Genomic DNA, 19,907 nt, shown 5'->3' on the forward strand with positions numbered 1-19,907 from the left:
CGAGATTAATGGCGGAAATGACGCGTGCCGGTGACGATCATCGCGACATTGTGCTCATCGGCGGCGGCGATCACTTCGTCGTCGCGCATGGAGCCGCCCGGCTGGATCACGCAGGTCGCGCCCGCGTTCACGACGACGTCGAGGCCGTCACGGAACGGGAAGAATGCATCGGAGGCCACTGCCGAGCCGTTCAGCGTCAGACCGGCGTTCTGCGCCTTGATGCCCGCGATGCGCGCCGAATCCACGCGGCTCATCTGGCCCGCGCCGACGCCGAGCGTCATGCCGCCGCCGCAGAACACGATGGCATTCGACTTGACGTACTTCGCGACGCGCCACGCGAACATCAGGTCGTCCATTTCCTTCGGCGTCGGGTGGCGCTTCGTCACGACGCGCAGTTCGTGCGGCTGGACGTTCTTCGCATCGAGCGATTGCACGAGCAGGCCGCCGCCGACGCGCTTCAGGTCGAACGTGTTGTGACCGTCCCCGAGTGCGATCTGCAACAGGCGCACGTTCTGCTTCGCCGCGAACACGGCGCGCGCCGCCTCGCTGAACGACGGTGCGATCAGCACTTCGACGAACTGCTTCGCGACCGCTTGCGCCGCGGCTTCATCGACTTCGCGATTGAACGCGATGATGCCGCCGAATGCGGAGGTCGGATCCGTCTGGAACGCCTTCGAATACGCGTCGGCGGCGTTCGCGCCCACCGCCACGCCGCAAGGATTCGCGTGCTTGATGATGACGCAGGCGGGCGCATCGAACGTATTCACGCATTCCCACGCGGCGTCCGAATCGGCGATGTTGTTGTACGACAGTTCCTTGCCCTGCAACTGCTCATAATTCGCGAGCGCGCCTGCGGGCACCGAAAGGTCGCGATAGAACGCCGCGCTCTGATGCGGATTCTCGCCGTAGCGCAGGTCCTGAACCTTCTCGAACGCCATGTTGAAGGTGGCCGGATACGTGTTGCGGCTCGAATGCTGCAGCTCTTCCGTGAGGCTCGTCAGATAGTTCGTGATCGCGCCATCGTATTGCGCGGTGTGCGCAAACACCTTCGTCGCGAGACGGAAGTTCGTCTTGTAGCCGACGGCGTTATTGTTCGCGCGCATTTCGTCGAGCACGGCGGCGTAATCGGCCGGATCGACGACGACCGTCACGTCGCGATGATTCTTCGCCGCGGAGCGCAGCATGGTCGGGCCGCCGATATCGATGTTCTCGATCGCGTCTTCCAGCGAGCATTCTTCCTTCGACACCGTCTGCACGAACGGATACAGATTGACGACCAGCAGGTCGATGGTCGGGATATCGTGTTTCTCGAGCGCGGCCATGTGCTCGGGCAGGTCGCGGCGCGCGAGAATCCCGCCATGCACTTTCGGATGCAGCGTCTTCACCCGCCCGTCGAGCATCTCCGGAAAGCCGGTGTAGTCGGCGACCTCGGTCACGGGCAGGCACGCGTCGGCGAGCAGTTTCGCGGTGCCGCCGGTCGAGAGGAGCTTGACGCCGAGCGCCGACAGCGATTTGGCGAAATCGACGATGCCGGATTTGTCGGAAACGGAAAGGAGCGCTTGCTTGATCATGATGAACACTGAAACCGAAAAGGGAAACCAGGCCGGACCAAGGCGCGCGCCTCAGTCCGATGAATCAAATCAATCCGTGCTGCTGAAGCTTCTTGCGTAACGTGTTGCGGTTGATGCCGAGATACTCGGCCGCGAGCGATTGGTTCCCGCCCGCCTGCTCGAGCACCACTTCGAGCATTGGTTTTTCCACGCACGAAATCACCATGTCGTAGACGTCGTGCGGGTTGGAGCCGTCCAGATCCTGGAAGTAGTTGTCGAGGCTCTGGCGGACGCATTGTTCGATGTTATGTCTGCTCATGCGGCAATCAGTCGGTCTGTCGTGTTGTTGAGCCCGCCGCACGATTCTTCCCCTTCCGCGTCTTCGGCGTCACCGGACTCGTCCACATAGACGAGGCGGTCCGACAACGCCTTTTGCGCGTCAAAGAATTCGTTGACAGCGAGCAATTGTTCTTTGGTCGTGTCCAGCGTATTCATCCGGTGCCGGAAGGTGTTGGCGCCGGAAAGGCCGCGAGTGTACCAGCCGATATGCTTGCGCGCAGTCCGTACGCCGGTGAATTCCCCATAAAAGGCGTAGTGATCTTCGAGGTGTTCGTTCATCACCTGCTGGATCTCGTCGATGCGCGGCGGCGGCAGGCGCTCGCCGGTCGTCAGGAAATGTTCGATCTCGCGAAACAGCCACGGACGCCCCTGCGCCGCGCGGCCGATCATGATGGCGTCGGCGCCGGTCGCGGCGAGCACGTCGCGCGCTTTTTCGGGCGTCGTGATGTCGCCGTTCGCGACGACGGGAATCGTCACCGATGCCTTCACGGCCGCGATGGTTTCATACTCCGCGTCGCCCTTGTAGAGATCGGCGCGCGTGCGGCCGTGGACGGTGAGCATCGAAATGCCCGCGTCCTGCGCGATCCGCGCAATGGTCAGCGCATTCTTGTTTTCGCGATTCCACCCCGTGCGAATCTTGAGCGTCACGGGCACGGCGCCCGGACCCACGCCGACCGCCTGCACCACGGCTTCCACGATGCGCGCGACGAGCGGCTCGTTCTGCAGCAGCGCCGACCCCGCCGCGACGTTGCACACCTTCTTCGCCGGACAGCCCATGTTGATGTCGATGATCTGCGCGCCGTTCGCGACGTTGTGGCGCGCGGCCTCGGCCAGCATCTGCGGATCGGCGCCGGCAATCTGCACCGAGATCGGCTCGACCTCGCCGGCGTGGTTCGCGCGGCGCATGGTCTTTTCGCTTTTCCACAACTGCGCGTTCGAGGCGACCATCTCCGACACCGCGTAGCCAGCGCCCATGCGTTTGCAGAGCTGCCGGAACGGGCGGTCGGTGACGCCTGCCATCGGAGCGACGAACAGGTTATTGCGCAGAACGTGTGAACCGATGGTGAGCATGAAGGCTGAACGATCCGCGCTGATGATCTCGGCAAGAGCCGCGTCTGGCGGATGCAACGTTGCTGAAGGGAAACGGCTATTTTAACGCGAAGAGCGTGCTGAAATTAAGAGCAATCGTCTGCAAGTCTTTAAATCTTCTATGAAAGAACGGGCGCTCATAGAGGATAACTCCCACGGCTTAGCGCAGACGGTTGCCATATTCCGTGCCGGGTCAGCGCCGTTGGCCGAACATCATCTGCCGGGCGAGCGCGGATTTCACCGGCGGGAGGAACTCGAGCGCGGTGAGGGCGAGACCGCGCACGGCGGCGAACGGCGGGAAATCGACCGTGAAAATGCGCGCGAGGGTGTCGGTCGCGCCGATCGTCAGGCGCCGGTCGAGCGTGCGGCGCTGCGCGAAGCGGGCGAGCGCGAGCGGGCGCGGGCCGTCGGCGGACAGGGCGTCGGTAAGCGCGAGCGCGTCGCGCAAGCCGAGATTCAGGCCCTGACCCGCGACTGGATGCAGCGTCTGCGCGGCATTGCCGATGGCGACGGTGCGCCGGTCGACGAGCCCATCGAGCGCGGTCAGGCCGAGCGGGAACGCCGCACGCGACGCGATGCGCGTGAAGCGGCCCATGCGCGAGCCGAAAGCGGCGCCCAGTTCGGCGAGGAAAGTGTCGTCGTCGAGCTGCATGCGGCGCGCGGCTTCGTCGGGCGTGCAGCACCAGACGAGCGAGTAGTCCGCGTGACGCTGACCGCCACAGGGCAAAAGCGCGATCGGTCCTTCGCCGGTGAAGCGTTCCCACGCGACGTTCGCGCGCGGATCCGAGACGCTTACCGTGCCGACGATGGCCGTTTGCCCGTAATCCCGCGCGCGGCGCTCGCCGGGCGCGGTCACATCGCTCTTCTGATAAAGACCGCCTTCGGCATTCACGAGCACCTTCGCACGGATCGTGCGCTCGCCGCTGGACGACTGCAGCGGCAGTGTGACGCCGTCGTGATCCTGCAGCGGCGCGAGTGCCGAGGTATCGGTGAGCCAGTGGACCTTGGTCGCGCGCACCGCATCGGCAAGCGCGCCGACGAGCGAGCCGTAACGCACCACGTAGCCCAGTTCGGGCAGCTCATGCTCGTCGTGCTCGATCAGCGTGCGGCCGAAGTGCCCGCGCTGCGACACGTGAATGCGGCGGATCGGCGTGGCGTCACCGGGAAAGCCGAGCGGCTGGAGCATCACGCGGCTGCCGTGCGACAGCGCGAGCGAGCGCGGATCGTTGGCGGCTGCTTCGGGCGTGCGCGCGTCGATCAGCGCGATGGACAGGCGCGACGTGGCGCTGCGCCGCGCGAGCCAGCCGGCGAGCGCGAGCCCGACCGGCCCCGCGCCGACGATGGCGATGTCGTAGTCGAAATGCGGTTCGATGCCTTGCACGTCGCTCATGGTCAGTTTGCGTTTGAATCGCGCATCAGCGCTTCGATCTCGTCGGCCGCGACGGGCACCTCGCGCGTGATCAACTCGCAGCCGCTTTCCGTGATGACCGCGTCGTCCTCGATGCGGATGCCAATGTTCCAGTACTGTTCCGGCACGTCTTCGGCGGCGCGCACGTAGAGACCCGGTTCGATCGTGAGCGCCATGCCGGGCGCCAGCGTGCGCCAGGGCCGCGCGCCTTGCTCGTCGAGCGGACCGTCGGCCTCGCGGTATTCGCCCGCGTCGTGTACGTCCATGCCGATCCAGTGTCCCGTGCGATGCATGTAAAAGCGCGCGTAGGCGCGTTGCGCGAGGACATCGTCGAGGCTTGCGAACTTTGTCTTGTCGAGGATGCCGGTATCGAGCAAGCCTTGCGACAGCACTTTCAACGCCGCCTGATGCGGCGCGTCGAAGCTCACGCCGGGGCGCGTCGCATCGACGGCTGCCGCCTGGGCCGCGAGCACGATGTCGTAGAGCTCGCGCTGCGCGGGCGTGAAGCGGCCGCTTGCGGGGAATGTGCGCGTGATGTCGGAGGCGTAGCCGTCGAGTTCGCACGCGGCGTCGATGAGGATCAGGTCACCGTCGCGGGCGATTGCGTTGCCCGCCGGATAGTGCAGCACGCAGGCGTTCGCGCCCGCCGCGACGATCGATCCGTATGCAGGCGCCTGCGCGCCGTGCCGGCGAAACGTGTAAAGCAACTCGGCTTCGATCTCGTACTCGCGCATGCCGGGGCGGCATGCGCGCATCGCGCGGCGGTGCGCTTCGGCCGAAATCGACGCCGCGCGGCGCATGATGGCGATTTCGTGCACGTCTTTCACGAGGCGCATCTCGTCGAGGATGGGCAGCACATTTTCCGCGCGGGCGGGTGCGCGCACGCCGGTACGACCTTGCGCGCGCACAGCGGCGAGCCAGTCGCGCACTTGCGCATCGAGGTCCGCCGACGTGCCGAGCGCGTAGTGCAGCGCGGGCTTGTCGGCGATCAGCCGGGGCATTTCCTCGTCGAGCGCGCTGACGGGGAATGCGGCATCGAAGCCGAAGGCGTCGCGCGCGGCTTCTGGGCCGAAACGAAAGCCTTCCCACGTTTCGCGTTCCGCGTTTTTCTCGCGGCAGAAGAGAATCGACGCGGGCTCGCCGTCCTTCGCGCTCGCGTTCAGCACGAGCGTCGCCTCGGGTTCGTTGAAGCCTGTCAGATAGTAGAAGTAGCTGTCGTGCCGGAAAGGGTAGTCCGTGTCCCGGTTGCGCATGACTTCCGGCGCGGTGGGGACGATGGCCACGCCGCCGCCTCGCGCACGCAGCGCGGCGAGCACGCGCTCGCGACGCGCGCGGTAAATATCGACGGCGATGGGACTGGCGAGTTCGGTCGGTGAGTTCATGCGCCGATTGTAGCGCCGGCTTCGCGATCACGGCACCTGGCCATTCGGCATAGGCCGAAACGCATCCGGGACGATGCAGTATCGCCCGGACGTGGCAGCGCATGCCTTCTCGCGATCGTCGGCGGGAGGCGTGCGATTCGTGCAATCTGCCTATGCCATTCGGCCGAATGGCTTCACGTGTGCCGCCGCTGCATACTTGTTTCGAAGGCAGCGCATACGGCGGCGCGGCTCATTCGCCAGCAGGACGATTGCGCACGCTGCCCGCGATCAGATCGAAGCGGAACAGGCGGCATTCGAGCGCGCCATTGAAAAGCGGCGTCTTGGTCGATTCGCGCAGCCGCAAGAGGCCCGGCAATTTGCGGTCGGATGTGAGCACGTACGCCCGCCAGCCGGGAAAGCGCTGCTTGAGCGCGTTGCCGAACGAGACGAAGAATTCCGTGTCGGCCGGATCGGGCTGTGCGCGTGCAAACGCGTCGTCGTCCTCGCGGCGCGAGCGCGCCGTATCGCGGATCTCGCCGCGCGGTCCGCGCCCGCGCACTTCTATCCGCTCGCCGTAGGGCGGATTGGCGATGAGGATGCCCGGGGCGTCGGTGGGCGGGACCATGTTGCGGGCGTCGACCTGCTTGAGCGACAAATCGGTAATGCCCGCGCGGCTCAGGTTCGCGCGCGCCTTTTCGAGCATGTCGCCGGAGATGTCACTGCCGAAGATGTTCAGCTCGGCTTGCGTGGCGCGCGCGGCGCGGCGCTGTTCGAGGGCGGCCGTCTTCAGCTTCTGCCACATGCCCGGATGAAACGGCTTGAGCTTTTCGAAGCCGAAACGCCGATCGTTGCCCGGCGCGATGTTGAGCGCGGTCTGCGCCGCTTCGGCGAGGAAGGTGCCGCTGCCGCACATCGGATCGAAGAGCGGCGTGCCGGGCGTCCAGCCGGTGAGGCGCAGGATGCCAGCCGCGAGATTTTCGCGCAGCGGCGCGGCGCCCTTGTCCAGGCGCCAGCCGCGCTTGAAGAGCGGTTCGCCGGAGGTGTCGAGATAGAGCGTGCACTCGTTCACCGTGAGGAACGCGAACACGCGAACGTCGGGCTGCGCGGTGTCGATGCTCGGACGCGCGCCGGCGACATCGCGCAGGCGGTCGCAGACGGCGTCCTTGACGCGCAGCGTCGTGAATTCGAGGCTCTTCACCGGCGATTTGATCGCGGTGAGGTCGACGCGCATCGTCTGGCTGGGCGTGAACCATTGCTCCCAGCGTTGCCGATGCGTGAGTTCGTAGATGTCTTGCTCGCTGCGATACGGGCCTTGCGCGACCTTTAGAAGCACCCGGCTCGCGATGCGCGAATGCAGGTTTGCCGCCATGCCCGCGACCCAGCCGCCCCGGAAATGCACGCCGCCGGGCACTTGTGCGCCGACGACCAGCGATCCGCCGCCCGACAGCGGCGCGCTCGCCACATGACGCTCGCCGATCTCCGAAAGCTCGGCGGCGAGCGGCGCTTCGAGACCGCGCGGGCAGGGGACAAACCAGTCGAAGAGTGGGGAGGACATGAGCTGCTTTGAGGGACGTTGAAAGGCGGTATTGTACGCGCGTGCTTCACCGGCCCAGGACGTCGTCGCTCTTTGCAAACAAACCCGCGCCTTTCGCGATGGCGTCGGGTACGAACCGTTGGCCGGTCGTTTCCGCTCGTCCGAATTGGGACTATTCGCCTGTTGCTACGTCAGCCGGATCTCCAGAGTCTGACTTGGCGAACCTGCCAATCAAAGGAGATTCCATGCCGAACGTGTACGTTGAACCACTTCCGAAACATCGCGACGGGGCAATCGAAGGCTACGTACTCGAGCTCTCAGCCACGCAACGGCTGACCACCGTCGACTACCGAACCCAGGCTGATGCGATAAAAGCTGCGCGCGCCAACGGCTATAAACCGCTGGTCGCGCGCGTGAGACAAACCGACAAGGGCAATCCCGATCACTGGCGCGCAGCAGATTGATTACGCGCCTTCTTGTCCTGGCAGCCGCGCTGCGGCTGCCAGGCTGCACTCGTCGTTATTCGACCGCCTTCATCATGTCCTCAACCACCTTCTTCGCATCCCCGAACACCATCATCGTCTTGTCCATATAGAACAGTTCGTTGTCGAGTCCGGCATAACCCGCCGCCATCGAGCGCTTGTTCACGATGATCGTCCGTGCCTTGTACGCTTCGAGAATGGGCATCCCTGCGATCGGCGACTTCGGATCGTTTTTCGCGGCGGGATTCACCACGTCGTTCGCCCCGAGCACGAGCACCACGTCCGTCTGACCGAACTCGCTGTTGATGTCCTCCATCTCCTGCACCATTTCGTACGGCACTTCGGCTTCCGCCAGCAGCACGTTCATGTGCCCCGGCATGCGCCCCGCGACCGGGTGAATCGCGTAGCGCACATCGATGCCTTTTTCGACCAGCTTGTCGGTCAGCTCCTTCAACGCGTGCTGCGCGCGCGCGACGGCAAGACCATAACCCGGCACGATCACCACGCTTTCCGCGTTACCGAGCATGAACGCGGCATCGTCGGCGGAACCGGACTTCACCGGACGTTGCTCCGTCGAGCCGCCCGCGGCCGCGCCGCCGGCTTCGCCGCCGAACCCGCCGAGAATCACGTTGAAGAACGACCGGTTCATCGCGCGGCACATGATGTACGACAGAATCGCACCCGACGAACCCACCAGCGACCCCGCGATGATCAGCATCGGATTGTTCAGCGAGAAGCCGATGCCCGCCGCCGCCCAGCCCGAGTACGAGTTCAGCATCGACACGACCACCGGCATGTCCGCGCCGCCGATCGGAATGATGATCAGCACGCCGAGTGCGAACGCGATCAGCGTCATGACGACGAACGGCAGCCACGACTCGGTGAGCATGAAGATCACGCCGAAGCCGACCATCGCGATGGCGAGCAGCAGGTTGATCAGATGCTGTCCCGAATAGGTGACCGGCGCGCCCTGAAACAGCCGGAACTTGTACTTGCCCGACAGTTTCCCGAACGCGATGACCGAGCCCGAGAACGTGATCGCCCCGACGAACGTGCCGATGAACAACTCGACGCGATTGCCATAGGGAATCGGCTCACCGAGCGGGGCCAGTCCGAACGCGGCAGGTTCGGCCACCACGCCATACGCGATACACACCGCCGCGAGACCGATCAGCGAGTGCATCGCCGCGACGAGCTCGGGCATCTTCGTCATCTCGACTTTCGCCGCGATGTACGCGCCCGCACCGCCGCCGACGATCAGCGCGACGAACAACAGCGACAGCCCGAGCGCCAGATTGGCTTCGAGATAAGCCGCCTGTTTCACGATCAGCGCGAGCGTGGTGAGAATGGCGATCGCCATGCCCGCCATGCCGAACGTATTGCCGATGCGCGCGGTCTTCGGATTGGACAAGCCTTTCAGCGCCTGGATGAAACACACCGAGGCGACGAGATACAGGAGAGTGACGACGTTCAGGCTCATTTACGCGCCCTCCTTGCTGACGATCTTCTTCGGTTCCTTCTTCTTGAACATCTCCAGCATTCGCCGTGTGACGAGAAAGCCGCCGAACACGTTCACCGCCGCGAGCAGCACGGCGAGCGTGCCGAAGAACTTGCCCGCCACGCCGACCGTGAGGCCGACCGCGAGCATCGCGCCGACGATGACGATCGCCGAAATCGCATTGGTCACGGCCATGAGCGGCGTATGCAGCGCAGGAGTGACGTTCCACACGACGTGATAGCCGACGTAAATGGCCAGCACGAAGATGATGAGATTGATCACCGTGTGATTGATGACATCCATGTGCGTCTCCGTATCGGCGTTAAGCGGCCGGACGCGTGACTTGTCCGTCGCGGCACTGGAGCGTGGCCGCGACGATGTCGTCCGCGAGGTCGATGTTGAGCGTGCCTTCCTTGGTGAGGATCAGTTTCAGGAAGTCCAGAAGATTGCGGGCATAGAGCGCGGAGGCATCGGCGGCGACCATCGAAGCGAGGTTCGTGTGGCCGACGATATGCACGCCGTGCTTCATCACCACCTGATCCACTTCGGTGAGCGGACAGTTGCCGCCTTTCTTGCCTTCGAACTCGGCTCCGCGACCCGCGGCGAGATCGATGATCACGGAGCCTGGCTTCATGTGCTTGACCGTTTCCACCGAGATCAGCGTCGGCGCCGGACGGCCGGGAATCAGCGCCGTCGAGATGACGATATCCGCCGCTTTCGCACGCTCATGCACCTGCGCCGATTGCCGCGCGAGCCAGCTTGGCGGCATCGGACGCGCGTAGCCGCCGACGCCGACCGCCGCTTCGCGCTCCTCGTCTGTTTCGAAGGGCACGTCGACGAACTTCGCGCCGAGCGACTCGATCTGCTCCTTCACGGCCGGACGCACATCGGAGGCTTCGACGACCGCGCCGAGACGCTTGGCCGTGGCGATCGCCTGCAGGCCCGCGACGCCCGCGCCGAGCACGAGCACGCGCGCGGCTTTGACGGTGCCGGCAGCGGTCATGAGCATCGGCATGAAGCGCTGGTAATACTGGCAAGCCATCAGCACCGCCTTGTACCCGGCGATGTTCGCCTGCGACGACAGCACGTCGAGACTCTGCGCGCGCGTCGTGCGCGGCGCGGCTTCGAGCGCGAACGCGGTGACGCCCGACGACGCGAGCCGCGCGGTGTTTTCCGTATTGAAGGGATCGAGCATGCCGACGAGCACGGCGCCCGGCTTGAGCATCGCCAGTTCGCTTTCGCTCGGTGACTGCACCTTGAGGACGATTTCGGCGGAAAAGGCCGTGGCCGCATCGACGAGATCCGCGCCCGCTTGCGCGAAGGCATCGTCGATATAGCTTGCCGGCAAGCCCGCGCCGCTCTGGACAGAAACGCGATGTCCTTGCGTGACGAGCTTTTTGACCGTTTCGGGCGTAGCGGCGACGCGCGCCTCGTTCGCCCGCGTTTCAGCAGGCACTCCGATGTGCATCTTCAAATCCTCCTGTCTTTGTTGCCATCGTCACCCCGGGGAAGGGTTAGGAAGGCTTAAGGCTGAGTTGTTATTCAAATGCTGGAACGGACGGCTATCGCAACTGTAACCGAAGATGGCACGCGCAAGAATCCGATCCGGCACTCGTTCCACCCGTCGAGCGTCAGCGCTTACCCTTAGGACAGGGCGCGCGGGAACGTCGCCGGGACGGTAAAATATCTCACCATGAAATCAGATACTTGGGCCCCCCACGTTACGGTGGCGGCGATCGTCGAGCGAGACGGACGCTTTCTCGTCATCGAAGAGCACACGTCCGCAGGTTTGCGGATCAACCAACCGGCCGGTCACCTCGAAGCGGGCGAAACGCTCGTCGAAGCGGTAATCCGCGAGACGCTCGAAGAAACGGCGCATCGATTCGAGCCCGAGGCGCTCGTCGGCGCCTATATGACGCACTTCGCGCGACCGGGGCGCGATGTCACGTATCTGCGTTTCACGTTCTGCGGCAAGTCGTTGGGTGAAGAGGCCGATCGTTCTCTCGATCAAGGCATCGTGCGCGCGATGTGGCTCACCGCCGAGGAGCTGCGCGCGTCCGCCGACCGGCACCGGACGCCGCTCGTGATGAAGTGTGTCGACGACTATTTATGCGGGCGGCGCGTGCCGCTCGATTTCATTCATACGCATTCGGTCGCGCCGGTGGTGCGGGCGTGATATCCCTATGAGCAAGCGAAAAGTGGTAGTGGGCATGTCGGGCGGCGTGGATTCGTCCGTGACGGCATGGCTTCTGAAGGAACAAGGCTACGACGTCGTCGGCCTCTTCATGAAGAACTGGGAAGACGATGACGACGGCGAATATTGCTCGACCCGCCAGGACTGGATCGACGTGGTGTCGGTCGCGGATCTGATCGGCATCGATGTCGAGGCGGTCAACTTCGCCGCCGAGTACAAGGACCGTGTGTTCGCGGAGTTTCTGCGCGAATATTCGGCGGGCCGCACGCCGAACCCGGACGTGCTATGCAATGCGGAAATCAAGTTCAAGGCGTTCCTCGATCACGCGATGTCGCTCGGCGCGCAGACCATCGCGACGGGCCATTACGCGCGAGTGCGCGAGCACAACGGCCTCTTCCAGTTGCTCAAGGCCACGGATTCGACCAAGGATCAGTCGTATTTCCTGCATCGGCTGAATCAGGCGCAACTGTCGAAGACGCTGTTCCCGCTCGGCGAAATCCCGAAGACGAAAGTGCGCGAGATCGCTGCGCAAATCGGCCTGCCGAACGCGAAGAAAAAGGATTCGACCGGCATCTGCTTCATCGGCGAACGGCCGTTCCGCGAATTCCTGAACCGCTACCTGCCGACGAAGCCCGGTCCGATGAAGACGGCCGACGGGAAGATCGTCGGCGAACATATCGGGCTCGCGTTCTATACGTTCGGGCAGCGCAAGGGCATCGGCATCGGCGGCGCGAAGGAGGGCAGCGGCGAGCCGTGGTTCGTCGCCGGCAAGGACATGGCGACGAACACGCTCTATGTGGTGCAGGGTCACGACCATCCGTGGCTTCTGTCGCCGACGCTCGTCGCGGGCAATACAAGCTGGGTCGCGGGTTTCGCGCCTGACGAGGGTGTGGCGTGCGGGGCGAAGACGCGCTATCGGCAGCAGGACGCGGCGTGCCGCTTTGCGAACGCAGACGACGGCCGCTTCGCGCTGCATTTCGACGACGCGCAATGGGCCGTCACGCCGGGGCAATCCGCCGTGCTCTATCAGGGCGACGTGTGTCTGGGCGGTGGCATCATCGAGCACGCGGCGGCGGGGCAAGGGGCGACGCAAACGGCGGTGCTTGCAGCCGCGCGTTAGCGTCGCCGGCAGCAACGAACGAAAGCCCTGGCTTCGGTCAGGGCTTTTTCTTGCCTATCGGTCCGATAAAACCTTTTTCGATACAAGCGCTTGACCGTCTATCTAGCGATAGATAAATTACGCACATCGAACGCAGGGGAATGCCGCAAATGGACAAGAACACGGTACGGGAAGCGCTGCTGGACCACGCTCAGACGTTGTTGATGACGCACGGCTACAACGGATTCAGCTACCGTGACTTGTCCGAACTGGTCGGCGTAAAGACCTCCAGCATCCACTACTACTTTCCAACGAAGGAAGATCTCGCGCTCGAGGCGGTGAACGCATACAGCGCCGATCTGATGTCGTCGATCTACGCGATCGACAGTTCCGCCCCCGCCGACAAGAAACTCGACCGCTACACGAAGCTGTTCGGGCGAATCATCGGCGGTGGTAATCGGATTTGCCTGTGCGGCATGCTGGCGGCGGACATCGAATCGCTGCCGGAGAAGGTCCGTCACGCCGTGCAGTCATTCTATAAAGCGAACGAGAACTGGCTGGCGAAGGTGCTCGCCGAAGGCGAAGCGCAGGATACGCTCGACGCCGGTGGAAAACCCGAAGCCGCCGCGCGCACCTTGTATGCCGCATTTCAGGGCAGCCTGCTTGGGTGCCGTCTCTTTCAGACACGAGCGCGACTGGAAGAAGTCGCGGACGCATTTCGGCGGTAGACAAGGCTGTGGATAACCTTGTGAGAAACACCTGAATTAACGGGGGGCTTTCTACCGTTGAGTAGATAGATTTTGATTCGGGAAGGCTATTTCGTGGATGCCGCCGATTTTTAGTCTGTCGATATGGCGAAAGGTGGACTATCTCGAGTAGAAAGCGCCTGTGTCAACGTACATTCGGGCTTACTGCCATTCAAAATCTATCTAGCAGTAGATATGACGGCAGGTTTTGGCATCGCGTTTCGCTTCTCCCGCGACCGCGATGTGCTGAGCGACGGAGGGCCGACGCTCATGCGCATTACTGACGCGCACGCCGACCGCCCAGGCAAACACGATATCGAAGTGACGAACTAGAGCCGCGACGCTCCCGCCGCACGCAGAAGTGCTTCCGCGTCCGGATCAGACCGGCGCGGTATCCACAAATGACTGGCGCTGCGAGATTCGCGCGTAGTACTTGTCGAGATTGGGATGCGCGTCGCGCCAGTTCAGATCGGGCATACGGAAGTCGAGATAGCCGAGCGCACAGCCGCAGGCGATATCCGCAAGCGTGAAGCGGTTCGCCGAGCACCACTGCTTCGAGCCGATACCGCGCGCCATCGCGCTCAGGCCGTCCTCGATCTTGTGACGCTGGCGCGTCGTCCACTTTTCACTGCGATGCGCTTCTTCGCGCAAGACCCCTTCGAGACGGATCAGCACGGCGGCATCGAGCATGCCGTCAGCGAGCGCTTCCCAGCAACGCACTTCGGTGCGCTCGCGGCGCTCTTGCGGCAGCAGTTTGCCGACAGGCGTAAGCGTGTCCACGTACTCGCAGATGACGCGCGAATCGAACACCGCTTCGCCGTCGTCCAGGATGAGGCACGGCACCTTGCCGAGCGGGTTGTAGTCGTGGATTTTCGAATCGGATGCCCAGACGTCCTCGAGCACCAGTTCGCAATCGATCTTCTTCTCCGCCATGACGATCCGCACTTTGCGGACGAATGGGCTGGGATGCGAACCGATCAGTTTCATCATCTAGTTTTCACGGTTGATTCGAAATGCGGGCGACGACGATCTTAACCGGGCGCGCACGCACCATCGGATATTTAGAGATAGCTTCCAGCGTCGATGTCGTCTGCCGACAACATGAGCCGCGCCCGGCACGATGCCGGACGCGGCATGGATCATTGCGCGCTGGCCGTCGTCGCGGGGTTCGTGGACGGACACGGCAAAACCGCCGCGGACGCGGGCTTCACGTTCGCACCGCTCTTGCTCTTCGCGGACGCGGCAGGCGCGCTCGTCGCCGAGGGGAGCGAACTCAGGCTGCGCACGCCCGCGGAGATCGCGGAGGCCAGCGCATCGACCGCCTTGCGATGACCGTCGACGAGCGCGTCGTAGCCTGCGTCCACGCGTTCCTGCGCGACGGTCCGGCACGTCAGCACCGTATCCGATCCGGCGGCGCGCACGCTCCACACCGCGTCGATCACCGCCTGCGAGCCTGGCCACGACTCGAAGCGCCGCACGTTCACCTTCACGCGATACACCGGCACCGACTCCGGATGCGGCGTGCCGTACACGTCGATCGCGCCGAGCTGCTGCGTGAGATCGGCGGACAGCGCGCGCCGGACTTCGTCGCCGGGCAGCGACGCCCAGCGCTCTTCTTCGAGCACGCGCACCTGCGCGGGACTCGTCTGCACGACCAATTGATTCTTGGCGACCTGCTGCGGCACGTCGACGGGCGCGAGCTCGAAATAGAACGACGCCTGCGCGGTCGGCATTGGACGCGCGTCGCCGCCGCCGAGCGTATAGAAACGGCTCGTCGGCGAAGCGCAGGCGGCGAGCATCGCCGCCGCGCTCAAGGTCAATATCAACGAGCCGAACTTCATGGTTTGTCTCCCGATTTTCCGCGCACGAGCGATTCCGGATGGCGTTCAAGGTAATCCGCGAGCGAGTTGAGCGACTGCAGCGTGCGCGTGAGTTCCTGCAGCGCCTGATGGACGTCCGACTGAAGCGGCGAGTCCGACTGCAGCGTCGACTGCGCCTGGCCGAACGTCTTCTTCGCTTGCGCGAGCGTGTCCTGCATTTCCGGCAGGACTTCCTTGCCGACCCGGTCGAAGAGCGCGTTCGCGTTCTTGAGCGAGCCATTCAGATTGGTGCCGATTTCGTCGAACGGAATCTTGTCGATCTTGCGCGCGATGTCCGCGATCTGCAGTTGCAGTTCGTCGAGCGTGTTCGGCACGGTCGGCAGTTCGAGCGGATCATTGTTGGCATTGACCTTCGCGGGCGCCGCCTTCGGGAAGAAGTCGAGCGCGACATACAACTGGCTCGTCAGCAGGTTGCCGGTGCGCAACTGTCCGCGCAGGCCGCGATTCACGAGCAGTTGCAGCATGTCCTGGCTCGCTGTCGAACCTTGCTCCGGCAGCGCCTGCTTCGCACGCCTGCCGAGACGATCGGGATAGAGATCGATCGTGACCGGCATCATGAAAGCATGCGACTTCGGATCGTATTGCACGCCGATGCCCGTGACCTGTCCGAGCACGATGCCGCGGAAATCGACCGGCGCGCCGACCGACAGCCCGCGCAGCGACTGATTGAAGTTCATCACGACATGAACGGCCTGGCCATCGGGGTCGCGCATCGCGTCGGCCTCATCGCCGGCGAGCCGGAAGGTCGCATTGGTTTGCGCCTGCGGCCCGGGCGGCTGGTTCGGCGGCGTCTGGAACGCAATGCCGCCCAGCACGACCGTCGCGAGCGATTGCGTGTTGAGCGTGAAGCCGCTCGAATCGAGCCGCAGATCGACGCCACTCGCATGCCACCAGCGCGAATTGGTGCCGACATACTGATCGTAGGGCGCGGTGACGAACACCTGCAGCGTGACGCCGGTGCCGTCCTTGTCGAGCGAGAACGCCACGACCTGACCGACCTGCACGCGCCGGTAATAGACCGGCGAGCCGATGTCGAGGGAGCCGAGCGACTCGCCGTGCAGCGTGAAGGTGTGGCCCTTCTGGTCGCCCGTGACGGCGGGCGGCGTCTCCAGGCCGACGAAGTACGTCTGGTCTTCAGTCGACCTGCCCGCATCGACGCCGATATACGCGCCCGACAATAGCGTCGACAGACCGGTCACGCCGCTTGCCGCGACGCGCGGGCGCACGACCCAGAAGCGCGTGTCCTTCACGGCGAAATCGGTGGCTTCCTTGGTGAGCTGAACATCGACGAGCACGCGTGAATGATCTTTCGACAGCGTGATGGTCTTGACCGTGCCGATATCGACGTCCTTGAACTTCACCTTCGTCTTGCCCGGCTCGAGTCCTTCCGCGCTGACGAAGCTGATGGTCACGGTCGGCCCGCGGCTCGACACCGTCTTCACGACGAGAATCACGCCGATCAGCGCCGCAACGAGCGGAATGAGCCACACGAGCGAGGGTAGCCAGCGGCTGCGCGGCTCGATCACGGGCTCGGGCAGATTCGGCGGGAGGCCGCCGCCTTTGCCTTTGCCTGTGTCGCCATTGCCGGCGGGCGGCACCGGCTGCTTCGGGTCGTTCGGACCTTGGGCGCTAGTCATATTTCTTTCCTGACGGTTCGATGTTGTCCCACATGAGGCGAGGGTCGAATTGCATGGAAGCGATCATCGTCAGCACGACGACCGATGCGAACGCGAGCGCGCCCGGACCCGGCGTGATGACCGCCAGCGACTTGAAGCGCACGAGCGCGACGGTGAGCGTGATCACGAAGACATCGAGCATCGACCAGCGGCCGATACCTTCGACGATGCGAAAGAGCGTCGTGCGCTGACGCGGCCGCCAGGTCGAGCGCCGCTGCACGCTGATGGTGAGAAAGGCGAGCGTGAAGAGCTTGAGCATCGGCACGAGAATGCTGGCGACGAAAATCACCGCGGCGAGCGGATAGTCGCCGTCGTTCCAGAAGAGCGCGACGCCGCTCATGATGGTGTCGTCCTCGGAGCCGAGAATCGACGACGTATGCATGATCGGAAAGAGATTCGCCGGGATATAGAGGATCGCCGCGCTGATGAGCAGCGCCCAGGTGCGCGCGATGCTGTCCGGGTGGCGCCGGTGCACGGCCGCGCCGCAGCGCGTGCAGCGTTGCTTCTCGACGGTGTACGCGAGCGGCTGCACGAGCCCGCAAGCGTGACACGCCACGACATTCGCGCGCGACGCCGTGGTGTAGTAAGTCTCGCTGGCTTCTGCGCCGGTTGCCGGATTGGCCGGATCGATCGGATCGTTCACGATTTCTGACTCGCTTCAGAGGGAATGCGCTTGCGGCCGTTGGCTGGGTGTGTACCGCCGCGCGGGCGGAGCGTGTTCGCGATGTCCCACAGCGCGCGCGGATCGAAGCTCACGACGACCGCGAACATGAGCGTCAGCGCGCCGAACGCGAAGAGCGCGGCTTCGGGAATCACGCGCGCGATGCTGACCATCTTCACGAGCGTGACGAGCACGCCGAGCATGAAGACTTCGATCATGCCCCACGGACGCACGAACTGGATGCCGCGCAGAAGCCCGTTGAAGCCCGGCGGGACGTAGCCCGAGCGCAGCGGAAGCAGCACGTAGAGCAGCGCGAGCAATTCGCACAACGGAAACAGGATGGTCGAACAGAAGACGAGAACCGCCATGATCTCCATCTGCTCGTTCCACAGCGCGACGATCGCGCCGATGAGCGTGGTCTGCGACGTGAGGCCATTCGCCTCCAGTTCGACGATGGGAAAGCCCTGCGCGATCAAGAACGTGACGAGCGCCGCCAGCGTCATCGCGCAGATTTTGTCGAGGTTCGACGAGATGCTGCGATAGAGCAGCGAGCCGCAACGCGGACATTTCGCCGAAGTGCGTTGAGGCAGCGCACGTTTATGGAAGAGCGCGTCGCATTCGTGACACGCGATCAGATCATCCGGTTCGTTCGCGTTCATGGTCGAGGCCCGAGACGGGTCGAGCGTGTTGGTCGGGCGCCGCGAGGACCGGCTCCGAGCGGACTTAGCAAGCAGCGGGCCAGCACAAAAAGTATCAGCATGGTATCAAATGGCGAGTCGTTATCTGATTGCGCAGAGTGCTTCGCGCCACACGGAATTAAATCGCTGGTCCGCTCGTTAATACTTTGATGCCGGAATCCGGCGCGGGTCGCGCCGCTTCGTCGTGCCTCCATCGACCGTTGCACGCGTGGAATAGTTCGTTGCACGCGCGGCACGCAAAGACCCGGAAACATTGTGGAAAGCCGCCAAACCCGCGCCGGGACTGGGTTTGCCGGCTCAGTGCGGGCCATTTTGCGTGCGCTGGCAATTCGTTATCGTTGAGGTAGCATGGCGGCCTTGAATACTTGTCGTCAGCCGGCGACTGCGCCGGCCAACATTGAACACTTGAGGTGAAAGCAAAATGGAAAGCACCGCTCGCATCGCGGCGACGCCGCCGGCGCAACGCTACAGCGCCACGGCGATCGGCCTGCACTGGCTGATCGCGTTGTTGATCGTGTGCGGCTTCTGGCTCGGCTGGATCATGACCGACATTCCGGGCATCACGCCGACGAAGCTCAAGTACTTCTCATGGCACAAGTGGATCGGCGTGACGGTATTCGCGCTCGCGCTGCTGCGCCTTATCTGGCGCGCGACGCACCAGGCGCCGTCGATGCCCGATGGCATGCCGCGCTGGCAGCAGGGCGCCGCGCATCTCACGCATTTTCTGCTCTATCTGCTGATGCTCGTCATTCCCGCGTCAGGTTATCTCTACAGCTCGGCGGCGGGCATTCAGGTGGTCTATCTCGGCGTGCTGCCGCTGCCGACGATCATCGGCCCGGACAAGGCGCTGAAGGCGACGCTGCGCATCGTCCATATCGCGTTGAACTACACGTTGCTGTTCTTCGTCGCGATGCACGTTCTCGCTGCGCTCAAGCATCATTTCGTCGATCGCGACGGCTTGCTCGGGCGCATGCTGCCGTTCCACAGATAAGCGCGCCGCATTGTTTCCTGGCCGTTGGCAGGGCGTTTCCCGGCGGCTGATTGTTATCGCGTTCTTATGATTTCCAATACCGGTCTGTTCGATCGAACCGTTTGAATAGGGCACACATGAAAGTGAAACTCAATCGTTGGTTGATGGCTACGGCGGCTTCGCTTGCGCTGGTCGCGGGCGCGCAGGCGCAGGTGGACGTGAGCAAGAGCACGGTGATTGCCACCTCGAAGCAGATGAACGTCCCCACCGACGGCAAGTTCAACAAGTTCAGCGCGCAAATCGCCTTCGATCCGGCGAAGCCGACCGCGGGCACGGCGAACATCACGATCGACACGGGCAGCTACGACCTTGGCGACGACGACTACAACAAGCAGGTACGCGGCGCGGAATGGTTCGATGCCGCCAAGTATCCGACCGCGACTTTCGTCTCCAGCGCGATCGCGCCGGCCGGCGGCAACAAGTACAACGTGACCGGCAAGATCACGATCAAGGGCAAGTCGCAGACGGTCACGGTTCCTGTGACGGTCACGCAGCAGGGCGCGACGGAAACCTTCGACGGCGCGCTGCCGATCAAGCGCACCCAGTTCGATGTCGGGACGGGTGAATGGAAAGATACGTCGATCGTCGCGGACGACGTCGTCATCAAGTTTCACATCGTTGCCGCGAAGAAGTGAGCGGCGCTTTTGTTACACACGACGCAT

At 63.8% G+C, this 19,907-nt stretch carries 20 protein-coding genes; 6 read left to right on the forward strand and 14 right to left on the reverse strand.

The features are described 5' to 3' along the window. Positions 1-5: 5 nt before the first annotated feature. From purH to NCS58_RS02695, 6 genes are all read right to left on the reverse strand, one after another. Positions 6-1,571: a bifunctional phosphoribosylaminoimidazolecarboxamide formyltransferase/IMP cyclohydrolase gene (gene purH / locus NCS58_RS02670; protein WP_250537784.1), complete on the reverse strand. Its 1,566-nt coding sequence runs from the start codon at positions 1,569-1,571 to the stop codon at positions 6-8. Positions 1,572-1,635: 64 nt separating this feature from the next. Then, positions 1,636-1,869, reverse strand: a complete 234-nt coding sequence (locus NCS58_RS02675) for a Fis family transcriptional regulator (RefSeq protein ID WP_008351548.1) — start codon at positions 1,867-1,869, stop codon at positions 1,636-1,638. Next, positions 1,866-2,960 (reverse strand): tRNA dihydrouridine synthase DusB, encoded by a 1,095-nt coding sequence (dusB, locus tag NCS58_RS02680; protein WP_061117889.1) that lies wholly within the window; start codon positions 2,958-2,960, stop codon positions 1,866-1,868. Before dusB ends, NCS58_RS02675 begins: the two co-directional genes overlap by 4 nt. 211 nt (positions 2,961-3,171) lie before the next feature. Further along, positions 3,172-4,368, reverse strand: a complete 1,197-nt coding sequence (locus NCS58_RS02685; RefSeq protein ID WP_250537785.1) for a UbiH/UbiF/VisC/COQ6 family ubiquinone biosynthesis hydroxylase — start codon at positions 4,366-4,368, stop codon at positions 3,172-3,174. Between the two features lie 2 nt (positions 4,369-4,370). Beyond that, entirely contained in the window at positions 4,371-5,768 is a 1,398-nt protein-coding gene (locus tag NCS58_RS02690; protein ID WP_250537786.1) for an aminopeptidase P N-terminal domain-containing protein, read from the reverse strand. Positions 5,769-5,997: 229 nt separating this feature from the next. After that, positions 5,998-7,302, reverse strand: coding sequence for a class I SAM-dependent RNA methyltransferase (locus NCS58_RS02695; RefSeq protein ID WP_061117808.1), 1,305 nt, complete (start codon positions 7,300-7,302; stop codon positions 5,998-6,000). 224 nt (positions 7,303-7,526) lie between these two features. Between NCS58_RS02695 and NCS58_RS02700 the strand changes: the two genes are divergently transcribed. Further along, on the forward strand, positions 7,527-7,745 hold the full coding sequence (locus NCS58_RS02700) for a hypothetical protein (RefSeq protein WP_250537787.1): 219 nt from the start codon (positions 7,527-7,529) through the stop codon (positions 7,743-7,745). A gap of 55 nt (positions 7,746-7,800) precedes the next feature. On the opposite strand, the gene NCS58_RS02705 is transcribed toward NCS58_RS02700, so the two are convergent. From NCS58_RS02705 to NCS58_RS02715, 3 genes are read right to left on the reverse strand one after another with little or no spacing between them, the layout of a single operon-like run. After that, positions 7,801-9,243: an NAD(P)(+) transhydrogenase (Re/Si-specific) subunit beta gene (locus NCS58_RS02705; RefSeq protein ID WP_061117806.1), complete on the reverse strand. Its 1,443-nt coding sequence runs from the start codon at positions 9,241-9,243 to the stop codon at positions 7,801-7,803. Then, positions 9,244-9,564: an NAD(P) transhydrogenase subunit alpha gene (locus NCS58_RS02710; protein WP_061117805.1), complete on the reverse strand. Its 321-nt coding sequence runs from the start codon at positions 9,562-9,564 to the stop codon at positions 9,244-9,246. It lies immediately after the preceding gene. 19 nt (positions 9,565-9,583) lie between these two features. Next, positions 9,584-10,729 (reverse strand): Re/Si-specific NAD(P)(+) transhydrogenase subunit alpha, encoded by a 1,146-nt coding sequence (locus NCS58_RS02715; RefSeq protein ID WP_250537788.1) that lies wholly within the window; start codon positions 10,727-10,729, stop codon positions 9,584-9,586. A 225-nt stretch (positions 10,730-10,954) separates the two neighbouring features. Here NCS58_RS02715 and NCS58_RS02720 point away from each other — a divergent pair, with 225 nt between their 5' ends. The 3 genes from NCS58_RS02720 to NCS58_RS02730 all read left to right on the forward strand — a co-directional run bounded on the left by NCS58_RS02720 (position 10,955) and on the right by NCS58_RS02730 (position 13,282). Beyond that, positions 10,955-11,437 (forward strand): NUDIX hydrolase, encoded by a 483-nt coding sequence (locus NCS58_RS02720; protein WP_250537789.1) that lies wholly within the window; start codon positions 10,955-10,957, stop codon positions 11,435-11,437. 7 nt (positions 11,438-11,444) lie between these two features. Then, positions 11,445-12,575, forward strand: a complete 1,131-nt coding sequence (mnmA, locus tag NCS58_RS02725) for a tRNA 2-thiouridine(34) synthase MnmA (protein ID WP_061117802.1) — start codon at positions 11,445-11,447, stop codon at positions 12,573-12,575. 149 nt (positions 12,576-12,724) lie between these two features. Continuing rightward, positions 12,725-13,282 (forward strand): TetR/AcrR family transcriptional regulator, encoded by a 558-nt coding sequence (locus NCS58_RS02730; RefSeq protein WP_250476294.1) that lies wholly within the window; start codon positions 12,725-12,727, stop codon positions 13,280-13,282. A 396-nt stretch (positions 13,283-13,678) separates the two neighbouring features. Here the strand turns inward: NCS58_RS02730 and NCS58_RS02735 are convergent, their stop codons facing one another. From NCS58_RS02735 to NCS58_RS02755, 5 genes are all read right to left on the reverse strand, one after another. Then, positions 13,679-14,290 carry a glutathione S-transferase N-terminal domain-containing protein gene (locus NCS58_RS02735; RefSeq protein ID WP_250476295.1) on the reverse strand — a complete coding sequence of 204 codons (612 nt, stop codon included), beginning with the start codon at positions 14,288-14,290 and terminating at the stop codon, positions 13,679-13,681. A 149-nt stretch (positions 14,291-14,439) separates the two neighbouring features. After that, on the reverse strand, positions 14,440-15,141 hold the full coding sequence (locus tag NCS58_RS02740) for a membrane integrity-associated transporter subunit PqiC (protein ID WP_061117800.1): 702 nt from the start codon (positions 15,139-15,141) through the stop codon (positions 14,440-14,442). Then, the gene (locus NCS58_RS02745; RefSeq protein WP_250537790.1) at positions 15,138-16,817 is read right to left on the reverse strand and encodes an intermembrane transport protein PqiB; all 1,680 of its coding nucleotides are present in this window, start codon (positions 16,815-16,817) and stop codon (positions 15,138-15,140) included. The genes NCS58_RS02740 and NCS58_RS02745 overlap by 4 nt, the downstream gene beginning before the upstream one ends. Then, on the reverse strand, positions 16,810-17,499 hold the full coding sequence (locus NCS58_RS02750) for a paraquat-inducible protein A (protein ID WP_250537791.1): 690 nt from the start codon (positions 17,497-17,499) through the stop codon (positions 16,810-16,812). The genes NCS58_RS02745 and NCS58_RS02750 overlap by 8 nt, the downstream gene beginning before the upstream one ends. Continuing rightward, positions 17,496-18,176 carry a paraquat-inducible protein A gene (locus NCS58_RS02755; protein WP_250476299.1) on the reverse strand — a complete coding sequence of 227 codons (681 nt, stop codon included), beginning with the start codon at positions 18,174-18,176 and terminating at the stop codon, positions 17,496-17,498. The genes NCS58_RS02750 and NCS58_RS02755 overlap by 4 nt, the downstream gene beginning before the upstream one ends. Before the next feature lie 460 nt (positions 18,177-18,636). Between NCS58_RS02755 and NCS58_RS02760 the strand changes: the two genes are divergently transcribed. Further along, on the forward strand, positions 18,637-19,206 hold the full coding sequence (locus tag NCS58_RS02760) for a cytochrome b (RefSeq protein ID WP_061117797.1): 570 nt from the start codon (positions 18,637-18,639) through the stop codon (positions 19,204-19,206). A 116-nt stretch (positions 19,207-19,322) separates the two neighbouring features. Further along, positions 19,323-19,880, forward strand: a complete 558-nt coding sequence (locus tag NCS58_RS02765; RefSeq protein ID WP_250476301.1) for a YceI family protein — start codon at positions 19,323-19,325, stop codon at positions 19,878-19,880. The last annotated feature ends 27 nt before the right edge of the window (positions 19,881-19,907 follow it).

It is taken from the genome of Caballeronia sp. INML3B, assembly GCF_023631305.1.
In the GTDB taxonomy this organism is placed as follows: domain Bacteria; phylum Pseudomonadota; class Gammaproteobacteria; order Burkholderiales; family Burkholderiaceae; genus Caballeronia; species Caballeronia turbans.

Excerpts from the sequence above, each read along its gene's own strand:
- purH (WP_250537784.1), bottom strand. The coding sequence starts at position 1,571 with ATGATCAAGCAAGCGCTCCTTTCCGTTTCCGACAAATCCGGCATCGTC.
- NCS58_RS02675 (WP_008351548.1), bottom strand. The coding sequence starts at position 1,869 with ATGAGCAGACATAACATCGAACAATGCGTCCGCCAGAGCCTCGACAAC.
- dusB (WP_061117889.1), bottom strand. The coding sequence starts at position 2,960 with ATGCTCACCATCGGTTCACACGTTCTGCGCAATAACCTGTTCGTCGCT.
- NCS58_RS02685 (WP_250537785.1), bottom strand. The coding sequence starts at position 4,368 with ATGAGCGACGTGCAAGGCATCGAACCGCATTTCGACTACGACATCGCC.
- NCS58_RS02690 (WP_250537786.1), bottom strand. The coding sequence starts at position 5,768 with ATGAACTCACCGACCGAACTCGCCAGTCCCATCGCCGTCGATATTTAC.
- NCS58_RS02695 (WP_061117808.1), bottom strand. The coding sequence starts at position 7,302 with ATGTCCTCCCCACTCTTCGACTGGTTTGTCCCCTGCCCGCGCGGTCTC.
- NCS58_RS02700 (WP_250537787.1), top strand. The coding sequence starts at position 7,527 with ATGCCGAACGTGTACGTTGAACCACTTCCGAAACATCGCGACGGGGCA.
- NCS58_RS02705 (WP_061117806.1), bottom strand. The coding sequence starts at position 9,243 with ATGAGCCTGAACGTCGTCACTCTCCTGTATCTCGTCGCCTCGGTGTGT.
- NCS58_RS02710 (WP_061117805.1), bottom strand. The coding sequence starts at position 9,564 with ATGGATGTCATCAATCACACGGTGATCAATCTCATCATCTTCGTGCTG.
- NCS58_RS02715 (WP_250537788.1), bottom strand. The coding sequence starts at position 10,729 with ATGCACATCGGAGTGCCTGCTGAAACGCGGGCGAACGAGGCGCGCGTC.
- NCS58_RS02720 (WP_250537789.1), top strand. The coding sequence starts at position 10,955 with ATGAAATCAGATACTTGGGCCCCCCACGTTACGGTGGCGGCGATCGTC.
- mnmA (WP_061117802.1), top strand. The coding sequence starts at position 11,445 with ATGAGCAAGCGAAAAGTGGTAGTGGGCATGTCGGGCGGCGTGGATTCG.
- NCS58_RS02730 (WP_250476294.1), top strand. The coding sequence starts at position 12,725 with ATGGACAAGAACACGGTACGGGAAGCGCTGCTGGACCACGCTCAGACG.
- NCS58_RS02735 (WP_250476295.1), bottom strand. The coding sequence starts at position 14,290 with ATGATGAAACTGATCGGTTCGCATCCCAGCCCATTCGTCCGCAAAGTG.
- NCS58_RS02740 (WP_061117800.1), bottom strand. The coding sequence starts at position 15,141 with ATGAAGTTCGGCTCGTTGATATTGACCTTGAGCGCGGCGGCGATGCTC.
- NCS58_RS02745 (WP_250537790.1), bottom strand. The coding sequence starts at position 16,817 with ATGACTAGCGCCCAAGGTCCGAACGACCCGAAGCAGCCGGTGCCGCCC.
- NCS58_RS02755 (WP_250476299.1), bottom strand. The coding sequence starts at position 18,176 with ATGAACGCGAACGAACCGGATGATCTGATCGCGTGTCACGAATGCGAC.
- NCS58_RS02760 (WP_061117797.1), top strand. The coding sequence starts at position 18,637 with ATGGAAAGCACCGCTCGCATCGCGGCGACGCCGCCGGCGCAACGCTAC.
- NCS58_RS02765 (WP_250476301.1), top strand. The coding sequence starts at position 19,323 with ATGAAAGTGAAACTCAATCGTTGGTTGATGGCTACGGCGGCTTCGCTT.